This window comes from Methylomonas rivi (assembly GCF_024505165.1).
Classification (GTDB): Bacteria; Pseudomonadota; Gammaproteobacteria; order Methylococcales; family Methylomonadaceae; genus Methylomonas; species Methylomonas rivi.
The window spans coordinates 1-1,750 of record NZ_JANIBK010000291.1; the positions used below are offsets into that span (position 1 = coordinate 1).

Here is a 1,750-nt window from a genome sequence, read left to right on the forward strand (position 1 = left end):
CGCCGCCATTAGCGCGTCGCGGTGCGCCTCCAGCTCGGCCAGTTTGTCGCGATAGTCGCGCGCCAGTTGTTCGGCCTGTTCGGTTTTGCTTACGGCCGCCGCCGCGCGGGCCGCAATGGCCTGTTGCCGCTTATCCATGGCTTGCAGGATGGGTTGGTACAAATACCGCCGCAGCAGCCACATCAGGATCAGGAAATTGATCCATTGTGCGGCCACCGTCAGCCAGTCGATCTGCACGGGTCAGCCTCCGGCCTTGCCGATGAAATGGTCCCAGAACGGATTGGCGAAGATCAAAATCATGCTGACCACCAGGCAATAAATCCCGGTCGATTCGACCATCGCCACGCCGACGAACAGCGTGCGGGTCAGGGTCGGGGCTTCGTCCGGTTGTTGGGCGATGGCGTTCAAGGCTTCGGCGACGGCCCTGCCTTCGCCCAAGGCAGGTGCGATACTGCCGATGGCCATCGTGATGCCGGCGGTGAAAATGGATACGGCGCCGATGATGACGTCGGGGCTGAGTTCGGTCATATCAATCTCCTGATCGTTGAGTGGGGTTGTGTTCATCCTGAGCGGCTTGCGCCGAGGCGATAAACACCATCGCCAGCACGGCGAAGATGTAGGCCTGTACCAGCCCGGTGATCAAGCCCAGAAACTGCAACACGATGGGGAAAAACAACGGCACGATGCCCAGCAAGATGCCGCCGATGATCGTGCCGCTCATCATGTTGCCGTATAGGCGCACGGCCAAGGCCAAGGTGCGCGACAGTTCGCCCAGGATGTTGAGCGGCAGCAAAAACACCGTGGGTTGCAGATAGTCGGCCAGATAGGCCCACAGACCGCGATGGGCGATGCCGTAAAACGGCACGGCGGCGAAAACCGCCAGGGCTAGCGCGGCGGTCGTGGACAAGGACGCTGTCGGCGGCGCGTAACCCGGTACGATGGCCAACAGATTGGACAGAGCGATGAACAGAAACAGCGTGCCGACGAAAGGCAGATACGGGCCGGGGTCCTGACAACTGGTCTGGCGAATCTGCTCGCGCAGGCCGTCAACCAATATTTCCAGTAAATTTTGCCAGCGGCTGATGCTTGGATCATCCCGCAAGCGCCGGGTGACCAAAAAGGACGTCAGCACCAAAACGGCCATCACCAGCCAAGTATAAGCCAGGGTGGCATTGATCGGCAACGGGCCGAGCCAGACCAGGATGGTGTTGTCGCTGCTCAGTTTCATCGCCCGGCTTCCCTGGGGGCAATGCGGCGTATCCACCACCAGCGGGCGATCAATAAACCGGCCAGCGCGGCCGCATAGCGTTGCCAATGGCCGTCGGCCAGCAGGTAAAGCCCCAGTGCCACCAAAGCCAGCCGAATCAGCAGGCTGACCAGCATGGCCAAACCGGGTTGCCGCGAATGCGGCATCTGGCGGATGGTCAGCCACAGGCCGCCGAAATAAACGCAGCCCAGCATTATCCCCACGCTTGCGGCCATCAGCCATTCGGCGGCGATTGCGATGTTATTTGTCATGATGCTTGTCCTGTCGTTCCCGTTCCAGCCAATACCAGGCATTTCTGCAGCCCAATATCACACCGACAAGCAGCAGCGTCAAGGTCCACGACACCCGGCCGGGCCATAGCCTGTCCAGCCAGATGCCGGCCGCTATGCCCAATAGAGTCGGCACGATGACCGACCAACCGACCAAGCCGAACATGCCCAGGCCGAACCACAGGCTGCGCTTGGGCTGCAGGCGCGCGCGCCG

At 61.3% G+C, this 1,750-nt stretch carries 5 protein-coding genes; all 5 read right to left on the minus strand.

Annotation, left to right across the window (positions count from 1 at the left end; all coding sequences use genetic code 11):
• On the minus strand, positions 1 to 237 hold a 237-nt coding region (locus NP596_RS21190), incomplete at its 3' end, for a F0F1 ATP synthase subunit B family protein (protein ID WP_443192637.1).
• Between the two features lie 3 nt (positions 238 to 240).
• Positions 241 to 528: a F0F1 ATP synthase subunit C gene (locus NP596_RS21195; protein WP_256617368.1), complete on the minus strand. Its 288-nt coding sequence runs from the start codon at positions 526 to 528 to the stop codon at positions 241 to 243.
• Position 529: 1 nt separating this feature from the next.
• Positions 530 to 1,228 carry a F0F1 ATP synthase subunit A gene (locus NP596_RS21200; RefSeq protein WP_256617369.1) on the minus strand — a complete coding sequence of 233 codons (699 nt, stop codon included), beginning with the start codon at positions 1,226 to 1,228 and terminating at the stop codon, positions 530 to 532.
• Positions 1,225 to 1,518 carry an ATP synthase subunit I gene (locus tag NP596_RS21205; protein WP_256617370.1) on the minus strand — a complete coding sequence of 98 codons (294 nt, stop codon included), beginning with the start codon at positions 1,516 to 1,518 and terminating at the stop codon, positions 1,225 to 1,227. The genes NP596_RS21200 and NP596_RS21205 overlap by 4 nt, the downstream gene beginning before the upstream one ends.
• Positions 1,508 to 1,750 (minus strand): AtpZ/AtpI family protein (locus NP596_RS21210; protein WP_256617371.1); only part of this gene is annotated, 243 nt, incomplete at its 5' end. The genes NP596_RS21205 and NP596_RS21210, both read right to left, overlap by 11 nt.